The following is a 25,612-nucleotide window of genomic DNA, read 5'->3' on the forward strand; positions in this document are numbered from 1 at the left end:
GGTGTTTTTTTAATTGGTTTTTTGAGGAATTTAGTGAATGTCAAACAATGAAAGAATAGGGAAGCTTATCTTAGAAGACGGTTCTATTTTTGAGGGTTTTTCTTTCGGAGAAGAAAAAAATGTTAGTGGAGAAGTTGTTTTTAATACAGGAATGGTTGGTTATCCTGAGACTCTAACCGATCCTTCTTATAGAGGTCAAATTCTTGTTTTAACTTATCCTTTAATCGGAAATTATGGGGTTCCTGGAGATGAAAGAGAAGATGGATTATTGAAGTATTTCGAATCAGAGGAGATTCAGGTTAAAGGGCTCGTCATCTCAGACCTTTCGTTTGATTATTCTCATTGGAGTGCGAGACGATCCCTTATGGATTGGTTTAAATATAGTAAAATTCCAGGTTTATATGGAATAGATACAAGGATGTTAACGAAAAGGTTAAGAGAAAAAGGAACAATGCTTGGTAAAATTGTATTTAATAATGAAGATATCGAATTTGATAATCCAAATGAGAGAAATTTAGTATCCGAGGTTAGTGTAAAGGAGGTGATAGAATATAAAAGAAGTAGAAAAAGAATAGGTCTTGTTGATTGTGGAGTTAAGAATAATATAATAAGAGCTTTTTTAAAGAGAGATATATCTGTTATTAGATATCCTTGGGATTTTGACTTTACAAAGGATAAAATTGATGGAGTTTTAATCTCAAATGGTCCTGGGGATCCTAAAAAATGTGAAGCTACGATAGAAAATGTAAGAAAAGCTATTTCTAAAAATATCCCAATCCTTGGGATATGTCTCGGTTCTCAAATTCTTGGACTTGCTGCAGGAGCTAATACCTATAAGCTAAAATATGGACATAGAGGACAGAATCAACCTTGCGTAGAAGTTGGAACAAGGCGATGTTATATTACTTCTCAAAATCATGGATATGCTGTGGATGCTAAGACACTTCCTGAGGATTGGAGAGAATGGTTTTATAATAACAATGACCAAACAAACGAAGGGATAATCCATCTCTCTAAGCCTTTCTTTGGTTCTCAATTTCATCCTGAGGCTTCTCCAGGTCCAGATGATACTGAATTTATTTTCGATTTATTTGTGAGGGCGCTTTGATAAGAAGAGATATAAAAAAAGTTCTAATTTTAGGTTCTGGAGCAATCAGAATTGGACAAGCGGGAGAGTTTGACTATTCTGGCAGTCAGGCAATCAAAGCCCTAAAGGAAGAAGGGATAAAAACAGTTCTTATTAATCCGAATATAGCTACAATTCAAACTTCAGAATATTTAACAGATAAAATTTACTTTTTACCATTGGATGCTTATTTTGTAGAAAAAGTAATTGAGAAAGAAAGACCGGATGGAATTTTACTTGGTTTCGGAGGGCAAACTGGTTTAAATGTTGGAGCAGAATTGGGAGAAAACGGAATTTTTGAAAAATATGGAGTGGAGGTTCTTGGGACCCCGGTTGAAGTTATTTTAGACACAGAAGATAGAGCAAGATTTGTTAAGAAAATTACAGAAATAAATTTGAAAGTTCCTAAGAGTAAAGCTGTTACTGATGTTGAGGAGGCTGTTGAAGTTGGTTCTGAGATAGGATATCCTGTTATAGTCCGAATAGCTTATGCTCTTGGAGGTTTAGGTTCAGGAGTAGCCTATAAGGAAGAAGATTTAAGAATAATAGCAAAGAAAGCTTTTTCCTTTACAAAGCAAATTTTGGTTGAAGAATATCTCGATGGGTGGAAAGAGATAGAATATGAGGTTGTAAGAGATTGCTATGATAATTGTATTGTTGTGTGTTCAATGGAAAATGTTGATCCAATGGGTATTCACACAGGAGAGAGCATTGTTGTTGCACCTGTTCAAACTTTGACAGCTTCAGAGAATTTTAAATTAAGGTCTTATACAATAAAGGTGATTAGACATCTTGGAGTTGTAGGTGAATGTAATATTCAATATGCTCTTCATCCCGAATCGGGAGATTACCGAATAATTGAAGTTAATGCAAGGTTAAGTAGGAGTTCAGCCCTTGCTTCTAAGGCGACAGGTTATCCCCTTGCTTTTATTGCTGCTAAACTTGCTTTAGGTTATAGTTTAATCGAATTAAGGAATGCTATTACGAAGGAAACATCTGCTTGTTTTGAGCCTGCAATAGATTACGTTGTTCTAAAGTATCCGAGATGGGACTTGCAAAAATTTAAAAGAGTTAGTTTCAATATAGGTTCCGAAATGAAATCTGTTGGAGAAGTAATGGCAATAGGAAGGAGCTTTGAGGAAGTCCTCCAGAAGGCTATTAGAATGTTAGAGGTTGGAATGAATGGGGTTGTTTGTAATGATATAAAATTTGAGGATTTGGAAAAAGAGTTAAAAGAGCCAACAGATAAGAGAATTTTTGCAATTGTTGAAGCAATTAAAAGAGGTTACCCAATACAAGAAATATATAAGCTTTCGAAGGTAGATCCATGGTTTTTGTATAAAATAAAAAACATAATTGATGTAGAGGAAAAAATAAAAGGAAAGAAACTTGAAGAAATTTCTGAAGAGCTTTTAAAAGAGGCAAAAAGAAAAGGTTTTTCAGATAAACAAATCGCAATTCTTACAGGTTCAACCGAATTAGAAGTTAGAGAAACAAGAAAAAAGAAAAAAATTGTTCCTTATGTTAAACAGATAGATACTCTTGCTGGAGAGTATCCTGCTAAGACTAATTATTTATATCTTACATATAATGCTTCTGAGGATGACCTTGAATTTAATGAGAAAAATCAAGTTATTGTTCTTGGGGGAGGAGCTTACCGGATTGGTTCTTCTGTGGAATTTGATTGGTGTTGCGTAAATGCTGTCTCCACACTTAGAAATTTGAATTATAAAGCAATAATGGTAAATTACAACCCAGAAACCGTTAGCACTGATTACGATATTTGTGACAAATTGTATTTTGAAGAGATGAGTTTTGAGCGAGTTTTGGATATATATGAGAAAGAGAAACCATTAGGAATAATTGTATCTATGGGCGGACAGATTCCTAATAACCTTGCCTTACCTTTATATAAGAGCGGGGTTAAGATTCTTGGCACATCTCCTATTGATATTGATAGAGCTGAAGACCGACACAAATTTTCAAAATTACTTGACGAGCTTGGAATCTCGCAACCTCCCTGGAGAGAAGTAACTTCAATTAAAGACGCAGAAGACTTTGCGAAAGAAGTTGGGTATCCTGTTTTGGTTCGTCCAAGTTATGTTTTAAGTGGAGCTGCAATGAGTATTGTCCTAAGTGAGGAAGAATTAGAAGGTTATCTTAAGAGGGCTTCAGAAGTAAGTAGAGAACATCCTGTGGTTATAAGTAAATTTATTACAGGAGCAAAAGAAATAGAAATTGACGCTGTCGCCAATAAAGGGGAATTGTATTGCTATGCTATATCTGAACATGTTGAGAATGCAGGGGTTCACTCTGGAGATGCAACAATGGTATTTCCTCCTCAGAGAACTTACTTAGAAACAATGAGGAGAATAAAAATAATTGCAAAGAAAGTAGCAAGAGCTTTGAATATCACAGGACCTTTTAATATCCAGTTTATTGCAAAAGATAACGAAGTAAAAGTTATAGAATGTAACCTGAGGGTTTCAAGAAGTTTTCCGTTCGTTTCTAAATTTCTTAAAATTAACTTTATTGAGGCTGCAACGAAGATAATAATGGGGAAGAAAGTCCCTCCTTTAAAAAGCTCTGCTTTTGATCTTGATTATGTAGGTGTTAAGGCTCCTCAGTTTTCCTTTTCGAGATTAAAAGGTTCTGATCCAATTCTTGGCGTAGAGATGACTTCTACTGGGGAAGTGGGATGTCTTGGGGATGACTTTAATGAAGCTTTTCTGAAAAGTTTAATCTCTGTTGGTTTTAGAATCCCCAAAAAGTCAATTTTACTTTCCACAGGTCCTATTGATAGTAAAGCAGAATTCTTAGAAAGCACAAGAATTCTGAAAGATATGGGATTTGAACTTTATGCGACTAAAGGGACTGCCGATTTTATGAAAAGTAATGGAATAGAAGCAAAAGTTCTCCACTGGCCTTTAGAGAAAAAAGAACCTAATACCCTAACTTATATTGCGGATGGCAAGATTGATTTAGTGATAAATATTCCCAAAAATATTGAGAAGGAAGAGCTTGATAACGATTACTTAATAAGACGACAAGCTGTAGATTTCAATGTTCCACTTATTACAGACTTACAACTTGCTAAGAGATTAGTTGAAGCAATGCAAAAAACATCTCTTAGTGATCTTAAGATAAAAAGCTGGGATGAATATTGAACTCTTGACATATTACCAAAAATGTGTATTTTTAAATCAAAGCAAATCTTAAAAGGAGGTAGATTATGAAAAGAGGAGTAGTAGGAATAGTTTTAGTGCTTGTGTTAATACTGGGAGAGCTTGGTTGTGCAACCCGTCAGCAAACAGGAGCACTAGTTGGAGCAACTACAGGAGGAGTTGTTGGAGGGCTAATTGGGAAGAAGGCAGGAAATACAGCTTTAGGAGCTATCTTAGGAGCTGCAATTGGAGGTGCTGCAGGAGCCTACATTGGTCGCTATATGGATCAGCAGGCTGAAGAGATGAAACGAGATCTTGCTGGTGCAAAGATTGAGAGAGTTGGTGAAGGAATAAAGATTACTTTTGATTCTGGAATACTCTTTGATACAGGAAAATCAACATTAAAGCCAGAAAGTATGGAAGAATTGAAAAAACTTGCGAGAATATTAAATAAGTATAAAGATACCAATATATTGCTGGAAGGACATACAGATGCTATAGGTTCAGAAGAATATAATCTTGATTTGTCTCAAAGAAGGGCTCAATCAGTAGCAAATTATCTTGCCAGTTTGGGAGTTGATCCTACTCGTTTTACAGTGATGGGTTATGGAGAACAACAGCCTATTGCCAGCAATGAGACAGAGGAAGGTCGTAGATTAAATCGTCGTGTAGAAGTCGCAATTTACGCTAACGAACAACTCAAGAAAATTGCGGAGAAAGAAGCCGGTTCTGGATAGTTCCTGGTAATTAAAATCATATAATAAATAAAGCGGGAAAGAATAAGTTCTTACTTCTTTCCCGCTTTTAAGAGATATATGAGGTATAATATGAAAAAGAAAATATTTTATGGAATGATGATTTTTTTCTTTATAATTGGGTGTGAAGAAATTTCGGATGTCCTTACTACAATTTCTGGTAAAGTGAATTCAACGGAGTGTAAGGTTGTTCTTGCTATTAAAGGCGATGTAAATTTATTAAATTGTCTAAACGAGATAGATACTCTTAATGGTGAAGCTTTACGTGATCCCGATTTTTTTAGAGGTTATGATCTTGAGGTGGATAAAGATGGAACTTATTCTATCACAGTTTTTTCTTTCGGTTCAACTTATATAGCAGCAATTGATGATGATGGTGTAGTTGTAGATCGTCTCGATTCTCTCGATCATATAGGTTTTTATGGTGAGGTAGATACAATAATAATGTCAGGTTATGATACGATTATTTATAATAAACCAAAAACTATAGAAATAATGGAGAAAGTGGATCAAGAGAATATTAATATAGAAAATATGGTTGAGTATAAAAAGTTTGTGAATATTATTAATACAATTTTTTAATTAATTTCTTTCTTAATATTCTTTAATTTCTAAAAATAGGGGTTGACTTATATTGATTAGATTATTAATATATAAAATAAACAATGGGGGCGAATTGGATCTCGACGGAATACTGCTGGATTGTAAGTGGCACGCCGAGTTGTCATAACTCGTTAAACTGTGACATTTATAATAAATGGCAATCTCAATTATGCCATGGCAGCTTAATAAAAAGCTGCCCGTCCTCTTTAGAGTCTTCTCCTTACTCTAAAGAAGGGCGTCATAAAAAGGAGATAGGTTACAAAAATCCGCCAGTATTTTTGTAACCGAATTTAAAACTGGCTGAGCTATTCTAATCCTGTGATTGGGTAAAGGAATAGCGAGAAGAGAAACAATCACTAAGCGTGTAGAAGCTTACAAACAGGTATTTCGGACGCGGGTTCGATTCCCGCCGCCTCCACTTTAAAAAGGAGGTTTTATGAAAATAACACCTTTAGATATTAGAAAACAGGAGTTTAGAAGATCTTTTAAGGGATATGATAAAAATGAAGTAGATATTTTCCTTGAAATGTTAGCAAAGGAAATAGAGAATTTAATTCGTGAGAATAAAAGAATGGCGGAACAATTAAAAGAATTAGATTCCAAAATTGAAGATTATAAAAGAATGGAAAAAACTCTTCAGGACACTTTAACCTCAACTCAAAGAACAACTGATGAAATGAGAAGAAATGCAAGGAAAGAGGCTGAAATGATTATTCAAAAAGCTAAATTACAGGCAAGTGAAATTATAGAAGAAGCTGCTTCTAAAGTAAAAGATCTTCAGAGTCAAATTAGTGCTTTAAAAAGTCAAAGAAATGGCTTTATTATTCAGTTTAGAAGTTTTTTAGCTTCTCAGCTTAAAATGCTTGAAGAGGTTGAAAATATTAAGGGCCCAGAGATTACTGTTGGTCAAAAGGAGAAGGCTGAAGAAGTTGAAAAAGCAAAAATGAAAGTTCAAGAACTATTTAAGGAATAGAGGAGAGAAATGGCTTTTGAAGATAGAAGTTTTGAATCTTTGAGAGAAAGTAAAGAATATATTATAAAAAAAGTTAATTTTGAAAATTTTGATATCGGTATAATTCTTGGTTCTGGACTTGGAGATGTTTCTGAGTCGATTGAAAATCCCGTAAGGATCCTTTACAAAGATATCCCAAATTTTCCTACTTCTACAGTGAAAGGACATTCCGGAGATCTTGTTTGTGGTCAAATTAAAGAGAAAAAAGTTTGTGTGATGAACGGAAGATTTCATTATTATGAGGGTTATGATATGGATAAGGTCACTTTTGGCACAAAGCTTTTGTGTCTTTTGGGAATAAAGATTCTTATAGTTACAAATGCTGCTGGAGGTGTAAATCCTCTTTTTAAAAGGGGAGACATAATGATTATAACTGACCATATTAATTTTTTCCCTGAGCATCCTCTAAGAGGACCAAATGATGAACGGTTTGGTCCTAGGTTTGTTGATATGTTTAATACTTATGATAAGACTTTAGTGGAAAAGACAGAAGATATTGCGTTAAGGATGGGAATAATGATAAGAAAAGGTGTTTATTTTGGTCTCCAAGGTCCGACTTTTGAGACTGGAGCTGAATATAGAATGATAAGGATCTTAGGAGCAGATGCGGTTGGAATGTCAACGGTTCCTGAGGTAATTGTAGCGAAATGGATGGGAAGAAAAATCCTCGGTCTTTCAGTAATAACAGATATGTGCTTGCCTGATGCAATGGAAGAGGTAAGTCATGAAGTTGTTTTAGAAGCTGCAAATAAGGCCGCTCCTAAACTTTCTAAATTAATTGTTGAAGTTGTTAAAGAAATATAAAATCTCTCTAATATTACTCCTTTTGTTTTTTTGTTGCCGAAAAGAAAGCACTTATAATAAGGCTTTTGAATACTATCGCTCGCTTAAACCTACCAGAGCTTTAATTCTATTGGAAAACTCCGAAGTCCCAAGAGAAATTTTCCTTCAGGGAGAAATCTATTTGAATTTGAATGCCCCGAGGAGAGCTTTGAAGTGTTTTGATAAATTAATTGCTAAGGATCCAAAATGGAAACCTAAGGTTCTTGAAAAACTTATAGAAGAGGCTGAAAAATCTGCAAAGAAAAGAAAAACTTTTACTGCTGTAATGATTTATTCAAAAATTTTGGAAATAGACCCTGGATATGATCTAAAGGACAAAAATATCTTAATGGGAGATTGGTTTTTTGATTCGAGAGAATATGAGAAAAGCATAAATTTTTATATAAAGGGATTAGAGTATGATAACAAAAATGGAGATGTTAGGTTGAAATTAGCTCAATCTTACATAAGTATGGATGACTTAGTGTCAGCTTATGAAGTTCTTAAAGAAGCAATAAAGGAATATTCAAATTGGCGATTAAGATATTGGCTTGGAAAAATTTCTTTTAAACTTGGGGAAAAGAGATTTGAAGAAGGAAATTATGAATCAGCGGAGTTGTATCTTAGAGAAGTTATTTCTCTTGGAATTCCAGAGATCTTAGTTGATGATGCATATTTTTTATTGGGAGATATAAAGTTTAGTCAGGAACAATATGAAGAAGCAAAGGAGTGTTACCACAAGGTTCTGGAAATCAATAAATTAGCTAAACCTAGGATTAGAAAAGAGGCGGAAGAGATTCTTGAAATTATAAAAAATATGGAGGAAAAATCTTGAAGAGATACACTTTTTTACTTGTTGCTTTTCTATTTATTTCTTGTGGGAAAAATGTTATTCCCGAGCTAGGTTCTGCAGACGAAGAGTTTAAGTTAGCTGTTGAATTATTTAACCAAGGAAAATATAAAAAAGCAATTGAATACTTTAAAACTTTCTTTAATAGATATCCGGGAAGTCACTGGATTGACGATGCTCAATTTTATTATGCTGAATCATATTATAAATTAAAAATATATGATGAGGCACTTAATGAGTTCCAATTTCTTGTAAATAATTTTCCTAATTCTTCTTGGAGTGAACAAGGATTATTGAGGATTGCTCAATGTATGGAAAGGATGAGTCCTATACCTCAGAGAGATCAGACTTTAACAGAAGAGGCAATAAAGACCTATGAGATGTTTATAAAAAAGTATCCTTATTCAAAATGGTTAGATGAAGCTAAAGAAGGTAAGAAAAATGCTGAAGAAAAGTTAAATAAGAAGTTACTTGAAATTGGGGAGATGTATCTTAAAGTAGGTATTAAGGAAGCGGCGGTTTTTTATCTTGAAAAAGTGGCAGAGAAAAGCGAGAGGTGGAAAGATAAGGCCAATTTATTACTTGGGGATATAGCTCTTTCTAATAATTCTGATTCTCTTGCAATTTCATACTACGAGAAAGTTGAGGGAGAATTAAAAGAAAAAGCCCAGAAAAAATTGAGTAAGTTGAAAAAGTGAAAGGAATTTTTGGTGGGAATTTTGATCCTGTCCATATTGGGCATTTAATACTTGCTACAGATGCATTAGATTTATTAAACCTTGAAAAAATATTATTCGTTCCAGCCTGGCGTTCTCCTTTTAAGAATTCTGAGGATTCTCTTCCATTTAAAGACAGATATAATATGTTAAAATTAGCTACAAAGAGTAGTAAATTTTTTGAAGTTTTAGATATAGAGTCTAAAAGGAAGGGAATATCCTACACCTATGATACAATAAAAGAATTACTTAAAAAAGAAAAAGAACTTTGTCTTCTTATAGGGGAGGATCAGGCTTGTGATTTCAAAAAATGGTATAAATGGGAAGAAATTTTAAAATTGGTGAAAGTTTTTGTATTTAGAAGGAGTGTAGTAATCCCTAAAAAATTTCCAAAGGGCTTAATCCTACTTAATTCAAGAATAGTCCAAATATCTTCAACAGAAATAAGAGATAAAATTAAAGAAGGCAAACCAGTTGATTTTCTTCTTCCAAAGGAAGTTTTAACCTACATAAATAGACGCAATTTATATAAATAAAAACATCAAAAATTTTATTTTTTCTTTTCTATTTTACCTGCAAATTCAAAAGTTAATTCCCCTTTTAAAGGAGAAACAGTATAAATATTGCATAGTAAAAGGTCTCCTATATGGAACTTATAATATTTACCTGAAAGAGAACTATTTGTTATTTTATAGCTGTCGGGAGGGAGCATCCTAATAGGAATGAACCCTGTTACAAGGAAATCTTCCAGTTCTACCCATATTCCATTAGATGAAACATTTGTTATTATTCCTTTTACAGCCTTATCAGGATTTTTTTCTAAATATCTTAAAATGAAGTAGGTTGTTATTTCTCTTTCTGCAGAATCTGCTTTCCATTCTTGCTCAGTTGCATGGTCGGCTATCAATTTTAATTCTTCCTGTGAGTAACTTTCTCCAAAAAGTAGTCTTTGAACAACAATATCAGGATACCTTCTTATAGGAGAAGTAAAATGGGTATATAGCTTTGACCCCAAACCATAGTGAGGTTGGGGTCTTGCAATATATCTTGCTTTTTTCATACATCTTAAAAGTTCGTAATTTAACACTCTTCTGTAAGAAGAATCTTTTATTTCCTCAAGAAATTTGGATAAATCTTTCCTTTCTAAAGATGGGAGGTGGAATCCAAGATTTTCTACAAGTTTTTTAAATTGTTCTAATTCTCTTTTTTCTGGTTCTTCGTGAATTCTATAAAGTCCAGGATTTTCACTTTTTTCTAATTGTTCCGCCACAGCTTCGTTTGCAGCTATCATAAATTGTTCAATGATTTTGTGTGTCCATAGTTCCTTTATGGGGAGAATACCTACTGGTTCAGAGTTATCGAAGATTACTTTCACTTCCTCTTTGTAGAAGTCAAGATATCCTTCTCTTCTTCTCTTTTCAAAGAGAATTTTTGCAAGTTCTGAAGCGATTTGGAGGTCTGACTCTAACTCAGAATTCTTTTTCCCATCAAGAATCTCTTGGGCTTCTTCATAAGAAAACTTTTTATAAGATTTTATTTCGGATTTGTAAAACTCTTTCTTTATGGGATTACCCTTTTTATCAAATTTAATGTAAACCGTTATTGTGGGTAATTTTTTGTTCTCCTCAAGACTTAAGGATCTAGTTATTTCTTCAGGCATCATAAAGTAGGTTTCGTTTGGAAGATATGTAGTGCAGCCTCTCTCTTTGGCTTCTTTATCAATAGCTGAATCCTTTTTTACTACATCACTAACAGCAGCAATATGAACCCAGAGATGAAACCCATTATTGTCTTTATTTACTGAAATCGCATCATCTAATTCTTTAGCATCAGAAGGGTCAATAGTAAATGTCTTTAAAAAAGTAAAATCTTCTCTCCTTTCAGTTGAAATAAAAGAAAAATTTTTTGCTTCATCTAATGCTTTTTTTGAAAAGGTATTTTCCAAATTGTATTCTTCTTTTACAATGACTTTGTATAAGTTACTTTTATTTATTTTTTTACAAAATTTTACAAGAGGTGGAAGGGTGGTTGTCGTCCATTTTACAAATTCAACAAGAATGTAATCTCCTTCTTTTATTTTATTATCGATCTCTTGAATTTCAAATAAATGAGGGATATTTTTATTTTGTGGTTTAAACATCAATTTCCCGTCTATAGAGATTACTTCTCCTATAAAGTATTTTCTGGAACGTTCTAATATCTTTTCTATTTTTGCTTTCCATCTACCTCTTGATTTTCCGATTATTCTTCCTAAAACTAGGTCTCCATTTAAAGCTGTATAAGTGTTTCCGGGAGCAATAAACAAATCTCTCATTTCGGAAGAAGGCATTAGGAAACCAAATCCTTCGCTTTTTCCATCAAAAATTCCTTTTATATATCCTACTTTATGGGGAAGAGCAAATTTTTCCCCTTTTGATACAATTTTACCTTGTTTTTCAAGCTCTTTTAACGTGGACCTTATGTGTTTACCACACTTTTTCTTAAGAACTTTTAAGCTTATATAACCTGAGCGACTTCTCTCGAGTATATCAAATATGCATTGAATTTTTTTCTTCATCTTTAAGATTTAAATTATTTCTTTTTAATCTAAGACTTCTTTTTTCCTTTTTGATTTAGGAGGTATCCCCATTTGAGTTCTATATTTTGCCACGGTTCGTCGATTAATATTTATTCCTTCTTTTTCTAATTCTTTTTTTATTTCTATATCAGACAATTTCTTACTCCCTTCCGATTCAATCATTCTTTTTATCTTCTCTCTAATTAAGTTTGTAGAAATGCTCTGCGTTTCTGTTTTAAGCCCTCCACTCAATAGATATTTTATAGGAAAAACTCCTTTTGGAGTTTGAATATAGGTATCTTTTATATATCTTGAGATAGTAGATTCAGATAAATTAGTATTTTCTGCTATTTTTTTGAGAGAAAGGGGTTTCATATACATTACTCCTTTCTCAATAAATTCTTTTTGGGTATTTAATATATACTCTATTACTTTTCTAAAATTCTTCTTTCTTAACTCAAGAGTTTGGAGAATTATTCTTATCCTTTCCATCCACTTTTCAACAAACTTTATTGTTTTTTTATCAAATTTTTCAGGGGCTTGTAGGATTTCAATATATTTTGGATTTAATCTAAAGAAAGGAAGTTCAGGCTCATTTATAGAAATTTTTAATTCTTTATCTTCCTTTTCAACAATTATAGAGGGTATAACATAATTCACTTCCCCAAAACTACTTCCTAAAAGACGAGGTGTAATTTTCCCAATTTTTTTTATGGCGTTTTTTACTTCTTCTAAGCTTATGTTTAATTTTGTAGCAATCTTTTTTATTTCTTTTTTCTTATATTCTTCCCAGAAATCGTTGACTATAGTGAGTTCCAATTTTGGGTCTTCATAGTTTCTTTCAAGATATAATCTTATTGCCTCTCTTTCGTTTCTTGCCCCAATCCCTGGAGGAGCACAATCTTGGATAATCTTAAGGACTTTTTCTACATCCTTTTCTGGAATATTAAAATATTCGGCTATTGTTGGGAGAGGAATGTCTAAAAATCCATTATCATTAAGTGAATCAATTATGTATTCTCCAACTTCTATCAATTTTTCATCAGACAGTTCCATCCTAAGATCCATTTTTAGCTCTTCATAAGGAGTTGATACATAAGGTATTTGAAGACCTTCAGATTCTTCCTCTTCAGATGGAGTGAAGTAATTAATAAAATCTTCTTTAAAAAAATCTCTTAATTCTTTATTAAGAAGTTTCTCTGTTGATTCTTCATCTTCGGAAGAAGGAGGCTCTTCTATCTCTATTCTCTCAGGAATTTCTTCTTCTGGCATTATTAGTAGTGGATTTCTTTCTATCTCTTGTCTTATTAAATCTTTTAACTCGAGATGAGGACATTGTAAAATTTTTATCATTAAGACCTGAAGAGGACTTAACTTTTGCTCAAGCCTTAAACCATGTCTTAGTTTTTGTATATAAAATTTTTTATCTTCTTCCATTTTATAACCTAAATTTTTCTCCTAAATACAATTTTTTAGCTTTCTTACTTGAGATGAGATCCTCTGCCTTACCTTTTAGAATTATTTCTCCATCATACATTAAATAAGCTCTATCTGTGATCTCTAAAGTTTCTCTCACATTGTGATCGGTTATTAAAATTCCTATATTTTTCTTCTTAAGCACTAACACCAGTTCTTGAAGTTCTTCTCTAGTGATTGGATCAATTCCAGTAAAGGGTTCATCTAAGAGTAAGAATTTGGGGTTTGAAGTGAGTGCTCTTGCAATTTCAACTCTTCTTCTTTCTCCTCCAGAAAGATTATAAGCCATTCTTTTAAGGATAGGGGTTAAGTTAAATTCGCTCACCAAGAGATCGAATCTTTTTTTTCTTTCTTTAGGATCCTTGACTAAAATTTCAAGTACAGAGAGTAAATTATTTTCAACTGAAAGACCTCTAAAAATTGAAGCCTCTTGAGGTAAATAACCAATCCCTAATTGGGCTCTTTTATGCATAGGTTTATCTGTGATTCTTTCTTTATCTAAATAAATTTCTCCTGATTCCGGTTTTATAAATCCTGTTATCATATAAAAAGTCGTTGTTTTTCCTGCCCCATTTGGTCCCAAAAGGCCAACAATTTCTCCTTGCTCTACCTCAAGTTTTACATTATTAACAACTGTTTTTCTATTGTATTTTTTAACTAGATCTTCCGCTCGTAGTATCATTTTTAATAAATCTTCCTCTTGGGTTTCCTTTTACAAGCACACTGTCTATTGTTTCTTTATTGTAATAGATATTTATTGTGTCTCCCCACACAATATTCTTACCTTCCTTAGTTTGTGTTGCGACTTTTCCATATAATGCTCTTAAAATATTGGTCTTATGGTCAACAGTAATGATTTCACCCATTATAGAATCTTTATTTTTTACAATTAATGGCTCATTTATTAGAGTAGAAATATTTTTATTTATATTATAAAGTAACTTTCCAGAACGCCCATAAAAATCTCTATGGTTAAAAATAACTTCAGAAATAAATTTATAGGTAGAGTCTTTTAGAGTGTAAGTAGTCTTATCTGCTGTAATCGTTATACTTGGGGTTTTAAATTCTGGCTTGCCTTTAATTATTATAGAATCTTTACAGAAATCTGCTCTTTCTCCTTTTACTTCAATTGTATCAGAAGTATAGATTAAACTCCCAAACAAAATTCCTTTTTCCTCCTCCTTAAAGAAAACCAAGGAATCCCCTTTTAAAGTATCTTCTCTCCATATTTTTATATTCCCTTTTCCAAAGATAGTTTTAAATGGAATTTTATAATTTAAGACATTAGAACTCATAGAAAAATTTTTACTTTTTAAAAAGACGCTATCAATTAAAGCTAAGGAGGTATCTGTTTGAAAAGCTTCTTTTGCTCTTATGTAGATTTCGTCAGAATAAATTTCAACACCTCCTTTAAATATAGTTTGATTTCTATCAATAATTTCTACAGTTCCTGAGCTAATTTTGTATGGAATCATTAAAAAGAAGAGGATCATTTAAATTCACCTTCTCCAGTAAACTTTTCTTTTATGATTATTTTTTTTAAATCTGGATCTGCTTCAAGCCCTTTACCTTTATAAGTTTCTTTTCCTTTAGAGTATTTAATTTCACTATCTGTGAAGATTTTTTGTCTATCTTCAGACCAGTTTAACTCATCTGTCCATAATTTCATTGAATCACTAGATGTAATTACCACATTTCCCATTACCTTTAAATCTTTATTATTATTGAAAATAAATCCACTATCAGCCTTTAAAATAGAAGAAATTCCTGAATTTATCTCAAAAAATTCCACTTCTAACCCATATATGGAAATTGTATCTGAGATTTTTGCTTTTTTTGCAATTAATCTCCAACTAAGCTTACTTCCTTTATAATTTTTGAGAACAAAAGAAGATAAGCTTTCTTCCTTTTTTATATTTTCTGTTTCCTCTGGATTTCTACAACTCCAGAAAGAAAGGAGAGCAAATATTAAAAATATCTTATTCATAATATAAATATAAGCTTCCAAAATTAAAAGTCAACACAAGAGGTAAGAAAGCCTATAGAATCTTAAAGGTCATTACTTTATGATTTAGTTTTTCCTTTAACAAAATAGAAGATAGTTGCTGATTTATATGAACTCCTCACAAGAGGTCCAGAAGCTACATAATCAAATCCAATCTCAAAAGCGATTCTCTCAAGTTCTTTGAATTCTTCATAGGATAAATATCTTTTCACGGGTAAATGTTTAAGAGAAGGAGGAAAATATTGTCCGATTGTCACTATTTTACATCCTACTCTTTTTAATTCTTTCAGAAGTTCTATTACTTCCCTTTTTTCTTCTCCCAATCCTACCATAAATCCACTTTTTGTTAGGAGTCTACTATTCTGAGAAGCTTCTTCTAAGATTTTAAGAGACCTTTCATAAATGGCTCCTAATCGAACCTTTGGGTAAAGCCTTGGAACAGTTTCTATATTATGACCTAAAACATCAATATTAGATGACAATACTTTCTTTAAAGAATCTAAGTTTCCTTTAAAGTCAGGAATAAGAACTTCTACTTTTATTCCCTTATTTAATTTTTTTATTGCTTTAACAGTTTTTTCAAAAAACCCAGCTCCTCCATCCTCAAGATCGTCTCGAGTTGGAGAAGTGATTACCACATAATTTAGATTTAGTTTTTTTATTTCTTTTGCAATCCTAATAGGTTCAGTTTCATCTATTTCTTTAGGAATTCCTTTATTAATTGCGCAAAATTTGCAATTTCTTGTGCAAATATTTCCCATTATAAGAAAGGTAGCTACTTTTTGAGAAAAGCATTCTCCAATATTTGGGCATCTTGCTTCTTCGCAAACCGTATAAAGATTTCTTGAATAAAGAGCCTCTTTAAGAGATTCAGCAAGTTTTTTTCTTTTAAGAGCTTTTTTAATCCATTTGGGAAGAGGGGGGGTATTCAAAGTTTTTATTCTATTATATTGTTATTTTCATCAACCTTAATTATCTTCGGTGTTAAATTTCTATCCGGGGTTAAGGCAAAGGACATTATTATGACTCTATCCCCAACTTTCACAAGGTTAGCTGCAGCTCCATTAACACAGATTTCGCCTTTTTTTCCATAAATAACATAGGTCTCAAAACGATTTCCGTTCTCTACATCACTTACAAGAACCTTTTCATAAGGCAAAATATCGGCTTTTAAGGCAAGTCTTTCGTCAATTGTTATTGAGCCCTCATATTCTTTATTTATTTCAGTTATTTTACCCATATGTATTTTGGATTTAAGAACCTCAAATAACATAATAAAATATTACCTTTATGTTTCGCTTTGTCAATGGCTATAGAAATTTAAAATTCTTATTTTAAAAGGTTGAGGGGTCACTTTTAGCTGAGTTCGAGATTTGAAGTGAGGGACTCAGCTGTTTAGTTGAGAGAGTGACCCCCCGATATTTGAAAATATTAATATAATATAATAAAAAAATTACTTTTTGCAATAGGTTTGATTTATCTTTTGTTACAAAATTTATAAAAATATTGACAAAGTTATAAATATTGTTATAATATTTATTGAATAATTAAAAAGGAGGTTAGATATGAAGGATATAAAAAGATTAGTATTGCTTATTTTTTTGCTTACTTTTGTAGCAGCTCAAGCTAAAGATTTAAAGCCCGAAAATAGTGCTAAACTCAGGTGGGGGACAGATCTCCTTCTTTATGATGGCAAAGTTAGAATTGATTTTTGGGGCGCTTCTTATGGAATAGATGATGATGAAATTGATATGGATTATTTTGCAGACTCTACTGTTCTCACAGTTGTTGCCTGTCCAGATTCAACATTAAGAGTTTTTAAGTCGTTGAATTCTGGAGAAAGTTGGAGTTTAGTTGAAGAGGTAAAATTTTCCAACGAGATAACTGAACCTTATGTCATAAGAGGTTCTGATACAACTTACCATATCTTTTGTCGTCATTTTTTTAGTGGTGGAGATATCTATTCGGCGAGTTATAAAATTTCTAATGATGAACTAATCCCTGGAACATCCCAGTTTTTAGCCCAAGCCAATGATTCAGTGAATAGTTATTCTGTGTGTTCAGATAGGGGTATTAGGAGTAATTATTCTATTTTCGTTGCCTATGCAGGTGGGACAGAAAGTAATGCAAAGATAAAATTTACTAAAACTCAAGATAGAGGATTTACCTGGAGTACACCGACTCAGATTGCCACAGGTAATGTTTCTTTACCAGATATTACCTATGCTCCTGATAGTATTTTATATTTAGCTTATCGGTCCTTTTCGGATGGAAAATATATGATACGAGTGCGTCGCAGTCTAAATTTAGGAAATAGTTGGGGTTTTTTCCCTTTTTGGCCTAAAACACTTGAATCAGACTCTAATTTTAAAATGCGTCCAAAAATTGCGGCAGCTTATGATGGTTCTGGAAATGTTTGGGTGATTTGGGCAAAGTATGCTAATGAATGGAACTTAATGTGGTCTTGGAGTCAAGATTCCGCAGTGACTTGGTCAACCCCTCAAGCTGCAAATAGCACTCCGGAAAATCAAGAGATTCTACCAAATATAATGATTTTTGAAAATCCAACATTTGGCCTTAATCCTTTTGTAAGTTATGTAAGAGCTACTTCTGATTGGCAAAACCCAATTGTTCGTTCTTTTATTTGGTATTCTAATGACAGTGCATGGGGACCAGATACCTCTTATGCAGATTATCCGACTAGTCTAATAAGACCAGCTGTAACTATGTTTACTTTATTCCCTGCGATTGCGTATGTTGGAGAGAATAACGAGAAAGTTTATTTTGATTCATGGGGAAATACACAAGGTATTGAGGAAGATATTGTAAACAGAAAGATTTCTTGTATTCTTGATCGTTCTATAGCTACAAATGAGGCAACTCTAAGATATACTTTGCCAATAAGAGGTTATGTAAATGTTTCTTTATTCAATCCTCTTGGTCAAGAAGTTAGAACTTTGTTTGAGGGAATTAATGAAATTGGAGAAAATACCCTAACCTTTACTACGGATGGTTTATCTCAAGGGATTTATTATATTGTGGTTAATACACCAAGTGGAACCGGAACAGCAAAACTGGCGGTAATAAAATAGAAAAGATACGTTTTGAAACTAAAAGAAGGGAGAGGGGACTCTCCCTTCTTTTCCAAATATAAGGAAGTTGATAAAAAAGATAATCGATAAGATAGAAAAAGAGAAGTATTCATTTATAAATATTTTTTTAACTCTTTTTTCCATTATTTTAACAAGAAATATCCTTGAGAGTTCTTTTGAAGAGAAACAAATTTTGGGTTTTTCTATTATTTTGTCTAATTCTTTCTATATGTTATTTGTTCATTTTCCTTTGTTTTATTTTTCTATTTTTTTATGGGTTCTTCTTATTTTTAAATTTTTAACAAAAGAAGAATTAGTGAAGATTGTAAATTTCTTAACCTTCGGAATTTCTGTCATAGTTATAGCTCCAATAATTGATGTTTTGGTTTCAAAAGGAAGTGGTTATAATTTAGCTTATTTAAGTAGCTTTAAAGAATTAAGAGAGGCTCATAGATTTTTTCTTTTTTGGAAGGACATTTACGAAGCAAGTTGGGGTCAAAGAGTAGAAATATTACTTATCCTCTTTGGTAGTTTTTTCTATGTTGTAATGAAAACAAAAAATTATTTTAAATCTATAATTGCTCCTCTAATTATTTTTGTTGTTATTCTCATTCACGGGGTTCTTCCGAATACAATTGCCAATATTCCTCTTTATCTCGGATACAAGAAATTTAACCCTACTACATTTTTAAATAGTGGCATTCTACCAATAGATAGCCAGAACTATGGGGTAATTTTCTCTACATCTATCATTTTGGCTCTCATTTTAATTAGCTATCTGGAAAAGAAAAGATTAAGAGAATTATTGAGTTCAGAATACATCTTTATTTCTGTTTCTACTTTTTTTATTGGGATATTATATGCTTTATTTCTCATTTTAAAATATTATACTTTTTTATTGATGGATCCAATATTTTATCTTATAATTTTTTTAGGAATATGGATTATAATTCTTACTAATAGGGTTTCACAGGAAAAGTTGGATTCTCTTGAATTCCAAGGGATTGTAACAGGAATAATAATTTTCAGTTTATCTCTAGGATGGATATTTTTAATTTTGGTTTTTATTCTCTATCTTTTCAAAAAATTTTTTCGTCCAAAATGGGTTTTAATTTTACCATCTTTTTTAGCAGGGTTTTCTTTAATTTTCCAAGATTACACGTTAAAAGCAATAATTCCAATAGAAAAGAGAGTAATAGAATTAAGAGGAAAAGAGCTCTCTGCTTGGACTTTCTTTTTAAACAAAGAATATAAAAAGGCATTGCTTCTATATTTGAGAATAAATAGTTTAAAGAAAAGTGACAAAGAGACTGAAAAAAGAATAGGACAATGTCTTCTTAATCTTGGAAATTTAGATGAAGGAATTAAACTTCTTGAAAAGATAGTTAACCCGGATTATGAAACAATTCTTTCTTTAGCTCAAGCATACACCCAAAGTGGCAAATACAAAGAAGCTATTGATCTTTATAAAAAAGCTATAAAGAAAAAGCTTTCTTATGGGGAATTTTATGGAAAAATTGCTCAACTTGCTTCAAGATTAGGAGAAGAGAATGAACTAAATTTAGCTATAGAAAAAGCCTCACGATATGGAATTCCTAAATATAAGCTTTATCAGATAAGAGGTGATTTTTATCTTAGTAAAGGAGATTTAGAGAGTGCTTGGAAGATGTTTAATATCTCCCTTAGTTATAATCCACGATTTGAGGCTTCCCTCTCTGGAAAGGGTATAATATATTATAAAAAAGGTAATCTTAAAGAAGCAGAAAAGCAATTTCTGAAAGCTCTTGAAATTGAACCTGATAATGACGCCATTTTCAACAATTTAGGAGTAATTTACTTAACCCAAAGAAATTTTGAGAAGGCAAAAGACTCTTTTCTTAAATCGTTAAGATTGAATCCAAATCAAGTGGAGGCTTATTATAATCTTGGGTTAATTTACGAAGTAGAAGATAAAAAATTAGAAGCTTATCAGATGTATGAAAGAGCCTTAAATATTAGTCCTGATTATTTTCCTGCAAAACTAAAAATAAAGGAGCTACAAAAATGAACTTTCTTTTACCTTTTTTTCTAATAATTTTTGGTTTTTTATTTATTAGAATAAAAATTCCTGGATTTATAAAAACCTGGTTGTGCAGTTCAAGGCCCCTTATTGCTATTCATTATATTTTTCCTACAGGATTTGGAATTCTTCTTGGTAATTATATTTATAATGAAAATATAAATTATTTAAATTCTATTCTCCTTTTATTCTCCATTTTCTTTTCTTTCCAGACCTCTCTTATTGTAAATGATATAAATGATATTGAAACAGATCATTTTTCAGAGAAGAACACTCTTTTAAATCCTAAGCTTTTCCCTATCAAATATTACAAAATATTAAGTGTATTCTTTTTCTTAGTTTCTTTACTCTTTGCTTTTGTTATAAATTATAGGATATTCCTTCTCGTTTTATTTGGACATACTCTTCATTTTACATATTCTTCAAGACCTTTTCGTTTGAAACGGTTTTTCCCTTTGTCAATTTTTATTCTTGCCTTTGCTTCTTTACTTACCGCAGTAGCAGGCTTTGCACTCTTCAATCCTTATAATCCTTTAATTTCTTTTCCTTTGAAATCAGCCTTGTTTATTTTCATTCCCTTATTTTTATCGTTAAATTTTAGAGACCTTGCAGATTATAAAGGAGATAAGAAGACAGATGTTGGAACTTTATTTACAATATTTGGCTTAGAAAAAGGAAGAAAAATAAATGCTCTTCTTATCTTTTTGAGTTATCTTCTTGTGCCTATCATCCTGAGATTTTATCCTTTATTTTTTGCAACAGTCCCTCTTGGAGGATTGAGTTTTTATTTTTGTATAAAAAAGCCTTTTAATGAAAAGATGATTTTTTATATATATTTTGCTCTTATAGCAGTTTTAACTTTTCTTGTTCATACAAAAATAGAAATTTTTATTTGAAAGATATTTTAAGTTTTCTTTCTCTATGAAATCTTTCGAGGGCAAGTTGAATAAGGCGATCAATTAACTCAGGATAAGAGATCCCACTTGCTTCCCATAGTTTTGGATACATACTTATTTTTGTAAAGCCTGGAATGGTGTTTATTTCATTCACTAATATTTCAGTGTTATTTCGTAAGAAAAAGTCCACCCTTGCCATTCCTTCACAAGAAAGAACGTTAAAAACTTCAATTGCATATTCCTGAATTCTTTTTGAGATTCTTTTTGGTAATTTTGCTGGAATTTCTAAATAAGCTCCATCTTCATCTAAATACTTGGTTTCATATGAATAGAAATCACTCTTTACTATAACTTCTCCTGGAATAGAAGCAATTGGGTTGTCATTTCCGAGAATAGAACATTCTATTTCCCTACCTTTTATGAATTCTTCAATTAATATTTTATTGTCATATTGAAAAGCAATATCTAAAGCTTTTTTGAATTCTTTTTCATCTCTGACTTTACTTATTCCAACAGAAGAGCCTAATTTTGCCGGTTTTATAAACATTGGAACTCCAACAATTTTTGCTATTTCTTTGAAGGTTATATTTTTTATTGTTAATTTTGTAAAAGTTTTAAAATTCGGGATTGGGATTTTTGCATCTCTGAGAAGACGTTTTAATACATCTTTATCCATGCCTATAGCTGAACCAAGAACTCCAGCACCTACATAAGGAACATTAACCATTCTAAATAGACCTTGAATTGAACCATCTTCGCCATATGGACCATGTAAAACTGGAAAAGCAACATCTATTTTTCCTTTACTTTTCTTAGTTGTAATGCTTATCAATTCATTCGAGTTATTCAAAGGAACAAGAATCACTTTTTCTTTAGATTTATTTAATTTTATGAATTTTGGATTATTGCTTTCTAAATCGAAATCTTCTTGTAAATACCAAGTCCCATCTTTATCTATACCAATTGGGATTGGTTCATATTTATTTTTGTCAATCGCATCTATTATATTCTTTGCGGAAATAATTGATATTTCATGTTCTGCAGATCTTCCACCAAATATGATTGCCACTTTTATTTTCTTCTTCAAGTCTATCTCCTCATTAATAATTGTAATTTAAAAATTTTGGTTTAAAAGTCAAGGATATACCTCTTGACTGGAAAGAAATTTGTCTTATTCTTTATGCAAAACTAAGAGGAGGAAATTCTTGGTAAAATTAGAGTTTGAAGGAAAGCAAATAGATTTAAAACCTACAAAGATTCTCGCAGTAGCAAAGAATTACAAAAAGCATATCGATGAACTTGAACTTTCTTTACCAGATACTCCCAAAATTTTTTTAAAGCCTCCTTCTGCCTTGATAGGAAACAACGGCGTTGTTGTTTTACCAAAGATTTCTGAAAGGGTAGATTATGAGGTAGAATTAGCAGTTATTATTAAGAAGAAATGTAGAAAGGTTCCTAAAGATAAAGTCTCTGATTACATTCTTGGGTACACTATCTTTAATGATATTACTGCGAGAGATATTCAAGCTAAAGAGATGAAAGAAGGAATGCCTTGGGATATTGCTAAGGGTTTCGATACATTTGCCCCAATAGGTCCTAAAATTGTATCACCAACTGAGGTTGATTCTCATAATTTAAATATATGGCTAAAATTAAATGGAGAGATTAAACAGAATAGTAATACAAAAAATATGATATTTTCTGTAGAAGATCTTGTGTGTTATATTTCTAATGTAATGACTCTTGAGCCTATGGATATAATAGCAACTGGAACTCCAGAAGGGGTTGGGCAGATTAAACCTGGAGATATTGTTGAATCAGGAATTGAAGGGATTGGTATATTGAAATTTAGTGTTGTAAGTGAGGAATAAGCTTTAATGAAGGTTTTTATTTCTACTTTTGAATCTATTGCAATGCTTCTTTTTATAGGTCTACTTGGAGCATGGATGGTTATAAGAAAAATGGTGAAAGAAGATTTTTTTTCTTTGCTTTCTCCTCTCGTTCTTGAGATTTCTCTTCCTTCTTTTGTATTTATAAACATAATAAATAATTTTAATCCTTTTATTAAAAAAGATTGGTGGAGATTACCTCTATGGTGGTTTTTCTTTACTGGAATAGCTTTTATTGTAACTCTATTCGGGATGATTTTTGTTAAGAGAGATAAAAGAAGAGAATTTGGTATAGCTTTATTTTACCATAATGGAATTTTTTTTCCTATTGCTATAATAGGTGGTATCTTTGGAGATAATTCTAATTATTTGGTTGACCTTTTCTTGTTTACGATATTTTATGTTTCTTTCTTTTTCAATACATCCTTTCTCTTCTTTAAGAATAGAGGAAAAATTGAATGGAAGAAAATCTTTCATCCCGTTTTTTTAGCAACTCTTTTTGGAATATTTTTAAAACTAATTAGTTTTACATATATTCCTTCTTTTGTTATTTCGGCCCTTAAAATGGTTGGGACAATGTCCATCCCTCTTCTTATGATAGTACTTGGAGGTAATATAATAATTGATTTTAAAGAAGTGAATGCGTGGTATATAGGAGAAATAATGAAATTTTTATTTTTTAAGAACATTCTAATGCCTCTTGTGATGTTAGGTTTTGTAATTTTGATTAAACCTCCTTACAATGTGAGTTTACTAATGGTCCTTGAAGGAGCAGTTCCTCCTATAACTGCAGTCCCTCTCATAGTTGAAAGAAATGGTGGCAACAGATTGATAGTAAATCAATTAGTTTTTTCAAGCTTTATTTTTTCTTTAATATCTATTCCTTTTGTAATGTATTTGTTCAGAGTGTTAACTTGAGAGGGGAATGTGAGTAATGCTAAGGTTGCTATCCATATGTTGAGAGTTTTGGAAATGTTTTTATGGCGTTATAGTTTGTGGAGAGAGTAAATGGGTTATGTATTTTTTTCTCCAGTTTCAGAGAATCCGCCTCTTAGTGTTGTAAGAGACTTAATAAAGAAAGGAAATTATCTTGGAGATGTTAAAAAGGGAGATTTTGTAGGAATAAAACTTCATATAGGAGAGTTAGGAAATAAAGCTTATGTTAAACCTGAAATTATAAAGGTTATTGTAGAAGAAGTAAAAGCACAAGGGGGAAAGCCATTTTTATTTGATTGCAATACTTTATATAGAGGAAAAAGATGGAATGCTATTGACCATTTTGAAAATGCTTATTTAAATGGATTTACCTATGAGGCTGTAGGAGCTCCTTTCTTCGTAGGTGATGGATTACGGGGAAGAGATGAGACGAAGATTAAGATCAAGGATTATGATAATGAATTTGCCTATGTGGGTAGGATAATAGAAGATATGGATTATCTATTTGTGGTAACTCATTTTAAATTTCATGAGTTTTTTGGATATGGTGGAGCAATAAAGAATGTAGGAATGGGTATGGCTTCACGAAGAGGAAAATTGTTTCTTCATTCTGATGTGAGGCCAGATGTAACATCTGAAAAATGCATTGGTTGTGGAGCTTGCTTGGTTGTTTGCCCTAGTAATTCTATTTCCATCTCTACAGTTGCAACTATTAATAAAGACTTCTGTATTGGATGTGGAATGTGTGTTGTAACCTGTAGAGAAGGAGCAATAAAATTTGAATGGTTAAATACAAGAGAGTGTGTAATAAAGACTATATACTATGCAAAAGCTATAATTGATAAAGTTGGGAAATGTAGTTATTTAAACGTTTTAACAGATATTACTCCTCATTGTGACTGTTATGGATATACAAAAAGCCTTGTTGTGCAAGACATTGGATTTTTATTCTCTAAAGATATTGTTTCAATTGATGCGGCTTCTGTCGATCTTATTAATGAAGCTATAGCACTCCCTGGAATTAACTGGAAAAGAGAAGAATTTATTTCGAAAGATAAAGCGAAAGCTTTATTTGACATTCCTCTTTGTATGGATGATTTTTTTGAAATTGCCGAGAAGATTGGTCTTGGAGAACGTAAATATACACTTAAAAGAGATTAGAAATTATTTAATAAACTGTACTCTACCCCAAAAGTCAAGACACATTTTGAGGTTATAATTTGTAGACTTTTCATCCTGCTTTCCTCTTAAGTTTATATTTAGCTTCAAATTCTAAAGGACTCATATATCCCAAACTCCTATGAACATATAATTAATCATTTTTAAACCAACTCTCTAACTTCTCTTTCGCTTCTCCAAGTGCCTCAAATTCATTAAGCCAGATAACCTCCTCTTTTATCACCCTCATCATTAGTTCGGTCTCTCTTTGCCTTTCGGATTATCATAAAAGGTCCATATCTGATTTATTCCTAATGTTGCAGCGTCTTTCATAAAACTCACCGATGTAAGTTGTGACTCATTGTCACTTCAGTTGTAAACCACTCCCTCTAACACCCAGAGGAAATTCACCATTTATTGCCCTTTCCAATGCCTCTTTCCAATCTCTCGTTTTGCACTTTAAAGAAATATTTCATCCAACAACCTTCTTCGTATA

Annotated in this window: 23 protein-coding genes and 1 other RNA gene; 16 read left to right on the forward strand and 8 right to left on the reverse strand. The window is 31.9% G+C overall.

The window, feature by feature from the left end; translation table 11 throughout:
- Window positions 1–37 precede the first annotated feature (37 nt).
- The 10 genes from carA to nadD all read left to right on the forward strand — a co-directional run bounded on the left by carA (window position 38) and on the right by nadD (window position 9,584).
- Entirely contained in the window at window positions 38–1,108 is a 1,071-nt protein-coding gene (gene carA / locus ABIN61_01805; GenBank protein ID MEO0292940.1) for a glutamine-hydrolyzing carbamoyl-phosphate synthase small subunit, read from the forward strand.
- Window positions 1,108–4,293, forward strand: a complete 3,186-nt coding sequence (gene carB, locus ABIN61_01810) for a carbamoyl-phosphate synthase (glutamine-hydrolyzing) large subunit (protein ID MEO0292941.1) — start codon at window positions 1,108–1,110, stop codon at window positions 4,291–4,293. The genes carA and carB overlap by 1 nt, the downstream gene beginning before the upstream one ends.
- 65 nt (window positions 4,294–4,358) lie before the next feature.
- Window positions 4,359–5,027, forward strand: coding sequence for an OmpA family protein (locus ABIN61_01815; protein ID MEO0292942.1), 669 nt, complete (start codon window positions 4,359–4,361; stop codon window positions 5,025–5,027).
- 90 nt (window positions 5,028–5,117) lie between these two features.
- Window positions 5,118–5,627 carry a hypothetical protein gene (locus tag ABIN61_01820; protein ID MEO0292943.1) on the forward strand — a complete coding sequence of 170 codons (510 nt, stop codon included), beginning with the start codon at window positions 5,118–5,120 and terminating at the stop codon, window positions 5,625–5,627.
- Window positions 5,628–5,712: 85 nt separating this feature from the next.
- Window positions 5,713–6,069, forward strand: a transfer-messenger RNA (tmRNA) gene (ssrA, locus tag ABIN61_01825).
- A 15-nt stretch (window positions 6,070–6,084) separates the two neighbouring features.
- Window positions 6,085–6,621 (forward strand): DivIVA domain-containing protein, encoded by a 537-nt coding sequence (locus ABIN61_01830; protein MEO0292944.1) that lies wholly within the window; start codon window positions 6,085–6,087, stop codon window positions 6,619–6,621.
- Window positions 6,622–6,630: 9 nt separating this feature from the next.
- Entirely contained in the window at window positions 6,631–7,464 is an 834-nt protein-coding gene (locus ABIN61_01835) for a purine-nucleoside phosphorylase (GenBank protein MEO0292945.1), read from the forward strand.
- A 166-nt stretch (window positions 7,465–7,630) separates the two neighbouring features.
- Entirely contained in the window at window positions 7,631–8,317 is a 687-nt protein-coding gene (locus ABIN61_01840; GenBank protein ID MEO0292946.1) for a tetratricopeptide repeat protein, read from the forward strand.
- On the forward strand, window positions 8,314–9,030 hold the full coding sequence (bamD, locus tag ABIN61_01845) for an outer membrane protein assembly factor BamD (protein MEO0292947.1): 717 nt from the start codon (window positions 8,314–8,316) through the stop codon (window positions 9,028–9,030). The genes ABIN61_01840 and bamD overlap by 4 nt, the downstream gene beginning before the upstream one ends.
- Window positions 9,027–9,584 carry a nicotinate (nicotinamide) nucleotide adenylyltransferase gene (gene nadD / locus ABIN61_01850; GenBank protein ID MEO0292948.1) on the forward strand — a complete coding sequence of 186 codons (558 nt, stop codon included), beginning with the start codon at window positions 9,027–9,029 and terminating at the stop codon, window positions 9,582–9,584. Before bamD ends, nadD begins: the two co-directional genes overlap by 4 nt.
- 14 nt (window positions 9,585–9,598) lie before the next feature.
- Here the strand turns inward: nadD and ABIN61_01855 are convergent, their stop codons facing one another.
- The 7 genes from ABIN61_01855 to panD all read right to left on the reverse strand — a co-directional run bounded on the left by ABIN61_01855 (window position 9,599) and on the right by panD (window position 16,359).
- Entirely contained in the window at window positions 9,599–11,605 is a 2,007-nt protein-coding gene (locus ABIN61_01855) for a VacB/RNase II family 3'-5' exoribonuclease (protein ID MEO0292949.1), read from the reverse strand.
- 24 nt (window positions 11,606–11,629) lie between these two features.
- The gene (gene rpoN / locus ABIN61_01860; GenBank protein MEO0292950.1) at window positions 11,630–13,042 is read right to left on the reverse strand and encodes an RNA polymerase factor sigma-54; all 1,413 of its coding nucleotides are present in this window, start codon (window positions 13,040–13,042) and stop codon (window positions 11,630–11,632) included.
- 1 nt (window position 13,043) lies between these two features.
- Window positions 13,044–13,763 (reverse strand): LPS export ABC transporter ATP-binding protein, encoded by a 720-nt coding sequence (lptB, locus tag ABIN61_01865; protein MEO0292951.1) that lies wholly within the window; start codon window positions 13,761–13,763, stop codon window positions 13,044–13,046.
- Window positions 13,735–14,556, reverse strand: coding sequence for an LptA/OstA family protein (locus ABIN61_01870; GenBank protein MEO0292952.1), 822 nt, complete (start codon window positions 14,554–14,556; stop codon window positions 13,735–13,737). The genes lptB and ABIN61_01870 overlap by 29 nt, the downstream gene beginning before the upstream one ends.
- Before the next feature lie 14 nt (window positions 14,557–14,570).
- Complete coding sequence (lptC, locus tag ABIN61_01875; GenBank protein ID MEO0292953.1) at window positions 14,571–15,068, reverse strand: LPS export ABC transporter periplasmic protein LptC; 498 nt, start codon at window positions 15,066–15,068, stop codon at window positions 14,571–14,573.
- A 77-nt stretch (window positions 15,069–15,145) separates the two neighbouring features.
- Window positions 15,146–16,018 carry a lipoyl synthase gene (lipA, locus tag ABIN61_01880; protein MEO0292954.1) on the reverse strand — a complete coding sequence of 291 codons (873 nt, stop codon included), beginning with the start codon at window positions 16,016–16,018 and terminating at the stop codon, window positions 15,146–15,148.
- 5 nt (window positions 16,019–16,023) lie between these two features.
- Window positions 16,024–16,359, reverse strand: coding sequence for an aspartate 1-decarboxylase (panD, locus tag ABIN61_01885; GenBank protein MEO0292955.1), 336 nt, complete (start codon window positions 16,357–16,359; stop codon window positions 16,024–16,026).
- A gap of 292 nt (window positions 16,360–16,651) precedes the next feature.
- On the opposite strand from panD, the gene ABIN61_01890 reads away from it, so the two are divergent.
- The 3 genes from ABIN61_01890 to ABIN61_01900 all read left to right on the forward strand — a co-directional run bounded on the left by ABIN61_01890 (window position 16,652) and on the right by ABIN61_01900 (window position 21,133).
- Complete coding sequence (locus ABIN61_01890) at window positions 16,652–18,178, forward strand: T9SS type A sorting domain-containing protein (GenBank protein ID MEO0292956.1); 1,527 nt, start codon at window positions 16,652–16,654, stop codon at window positions 18,176–18,178.
- A gap of 67 nt (window positions 18,179–18,245) precedes the next feature.
- On the forward strand, window positions 18,246–20,225 hold the full coding sequence (locus ABIN61_01895) for a tetratricopeptide repeat protein (GenBank protein ID MEO0292957.1): 1,980 nt from the start codon (window positions 18,246–18,248) through the stop codon (window positions 20,223–20,225).
- The gene (locus ABIN61_01900) at window positions 20,222–21,133 is read left to right on the forward strand and encodes a UbiA family prenyltransferase (protein ID MEO0292958.1); all 912 of its coding nucleotides are present in this window, start codon (window positions 20,222–20,224) and stop codon (window positions 21,131–21,133) included. The genes ABIN61_01895 and ABIN61_01900 overlap by 4 nt, the downstream gene beginning before the upstream one ends.
- Here the strand turns inward: ABIN61_01900 and ddlA are convergent.
- Entirely contained in the window at window positions 21,126–22,220 is a 1,095-nt protein-coding gene (ddlA, locus tag ABIN61_01905) for a D-alanine--D-alanine ligase (GenBank protein ID MEO0292959.1), read from the reverse strand. The two genes, ABIN61_01900 and ddlA, sit on opposite strands and share 8 nt — an antisense overlap.
- Before the next feature lie 118 nt (window positions 22,221–22,338).
- Here ddlA and ABIN61_01910 point away from each other — a divergent pair, with 118 nt between their 5' ends.
- The 3 genes from ABIN61_01910 (at window position 22,339) to ABIN61_01920 (ending at window position 25,119) form a co-directional block, all read left to right on the forward strand.
- A complete protein-coding gene (locus tag ABIN61_01910) occupies window positions 22,339–23,004 on the forward strand; it encodes a fumarylacetoacetate hydrolase family protein (GenBank protein MEO0292960.1) in 666 nt (221 codons plus the stop codon).
- A gap of 6 nt (window positions 23,005–23,010) precedes the next feature.
- Window positions 23,011–23,940: an AEC family transporter gene (locus tag ABIN61_01915; protein ID MEO0292961.1), complete on the forward strand. Its 930-nt coding sequence runs from the start codon at window positions 23,011–23,013 to the stop codon at window positions 23,938–23,940.
- Between the two features lie 90 nt (window positions 23,941–24,030).
- Entirely contained in the window at window positions 24,031–25,119 is a 1,089-nt protein-coding gene (locus ABIN61_01920) for a DUF362 domain-containing protein (protein ID MEO0292962.1), read from the forward strand.
- Window positions 25,120–25,612 lie beyond the last annotated feature (493 nt).

It is taken from the genome of candidate division WOR-3 bacterium (assembly GCA_039804165.1).
Classification (GTDB): Bacteria; Hydrothermota; UBA3072; order UBA3072; family UBA3072; genus JAFGHJ01.